Here is a 1,831-nt window from a genome sequence, read left to right as displayed (position 1 = left end):
GGTGAACAGGGCGCGGAAGGCGGGGTCGTCCAGCGCCAGCAGGTCCGCCAGCGGCGGCGACTTCAGCGCGTCGCGCGCCTGTAGCCGCGCCTCCGAGGCTTCTTGCGCGAACTTGTTCCACGGGCAGGCCGCCAGGCAGTCGTCGCAGCCGTAGATGCGGTTGCCCGTCGCGACGCGGAACTCGCGCGGCCAGGCGCCGGCGTATTCGATGGTCAGATAGGAGAGGCAGCGCCGGGCGTCGATCTGGAACGGCGCCGGAAAGGCCTGCGTCGGGCAGGCGTCCAGGCAGGCGGTGCAGCGGCCGCAGTGCTCGACCTCGGCCTCGTCCGGCTTGATCTCGGCGGCGGTCAGTATGGTCCCCAGGAACAGCCAGTTGCCGTGGGTGCGGCTGAGCAGATTGGTGTGCTTGCCCTGCCAGCCCAGGCCCGCCCGCTGGGCCAGCGGCTTCTCCATCAGGGGGGCGGTGTCGACGAAGACCTTGACCTCTTGACCCAGTCGGGCGGCGATCTGACCGGCCAGGATCTTCAGCCGCCCCTTGATGACTTCGTGATAGTCGTCGCCGCGCGCATAGACGGAGATATAGCCCGCCGAGGCGTCCTCCAGCTCGGGCCGAGGGTCTTCGTCAGGGCCGTAGTTCATGCCCAGGACGATGGCCGTCTTCGCCCCGTCCCACATGGCGGTGGGGTGGGCGCGGCGCTCCAGCGTCGTCTCCATCCAGCCCATGTCGCCGTGACGGCCCGCGTCGACGAAGTGGGCCAGCTTCTCGCCCGCGCTCCACGGATCGCTGGCCGAGGCGAAGCGGCACACGCCGAAGCCCAGTTCGGCGGCGCGCTGTCGGATGAAGATGCGGGGATCGGCCGCCATGAGGGCGCTTTAGACCATTATCGGTTTGGATTGAATCAATCCAAGCTCAGATCAATGGTCCAAAATAAATGCTTGAGCGAAGATCTGGGTTCACATGCGATCGCATGTGAACCGATTTCGCTTTAGCCCTCCCGGCCCTCAGAAGTCGAGATCGGCGTACCAGGGCGCCGGATGCACGCCGGGGAAGCGGTCGCCCAGCAGGGGCCGGAAACAGGGACGCGACTTCAGCTTGGAGTACCACAGCTTCAGCGACGGCCAGGACGCCCAGGCGATCTCGCCGAAATAGTCCAGCACCGACAGATGCCCCGCCGCGATCAGGTCGGCCTGGCTGAGGCGGCGCCCGGCCAGCCATTCGCGGCTCGACGCCAGCGGCTCCAGCACCGTCAGATGCCCCTTCAGGAATTCGCGGCCTTCGCGCAGCATGCGGGCGTCAGGCGGGCCCAGGCGCAGCAGGGGCTTCTCCATCCGCTCATGCAGCAGGACGGCGTCCACCTCATCGGTGAAGCGGCGGCTGAACCAGGTCGCCAGACGACGCGCCTCGGCGCGCTCCGCGGCATCGGCGGGCAGCAGGAAGTCGCCCTTGGCGCGGTCTTCCAGCCAGCCCAGCACAGCCTCCAGTTCGCACAGCGTCAGGGGCCGGTTCTTCTCGGTCGTCGTCAGCACCGGCGGCATGCCCGAGGGGTTCAGCTCGAACAGGGGGCAGTCGTCCTCCCACGGGCGGACGGCTTCCTCGCTATAGTCGACCTTGGCTTCGCCCAGCGCCAGCCGCGCCGCGCGCGAGGCTGGATGAAAGGCGAAATGATAAAGGACGGCGGGCGTGGACATCGTCCGCCTTCATGCGCCCGCGCGCGTTAAGGCTCCGTTTACCGCGCGCGATTGTCGCAGGGGCTCAGGACCAGGGGCCAGTGCGGGCCACTGGCGCGTCGGGCGCGGTCGGTTCCGGCGCCGTCGGGCGGGACGGAGCGAA

The 1,831-nt window shown here is 68.5% G+C and carries 2 protein-coding genes; both read right to left on the bottom strand.

Going from position 1 to position 1,831, the window contains the following annotated elements:
• A partial coding sequence (queG, locus tag RT567_RS16460; protein ID WP_313577274.1) for a tRNA epoxyqueuosine(34) reductase QueG occupies positions 1-864 on the bottom strand: 864 nt, incomplete at its 3' end.
• Between the two features lie 138 nt (positions 865-1,002).
• Positions 1,003-1,689 (bottom strand): glutathione S-transferase family protein, encoded by a 687-nt coding sequence (locus tag RT567_RS16455; protein WP_313577273.1) that lies wholly within the window; start codon positions 1,687-1,689, stop codon positions 1,003-1,005.
• Positions 1,690-1,831 lie beyond the last annotated feature (142 nt).

The sequence above is a fragment of the Brevundimonas sp. genome, from assembly GCF_032107865.1.
GTDB lineage: Bacteria > Pseudomonadota > Alphaproteobacteria > Caulobacterales > Caulobacteraceae > Brevundimonas.
The sequence above is the reverse complement of the archived record's forward strand: the minus strand, read 5'-3'. Positions and strand labels throughout refer to the sequence as shown.

Excerpts from the sequence above, each read along its gene's own strand:
- RT567_RS16455 (WP_313577273.1), bottom strand. The coding sequence starts at position 1,689 with ATGTCCACGCCCGCCGTCCTTTATCATTTCGCCTTTCATCCAGCCTCG.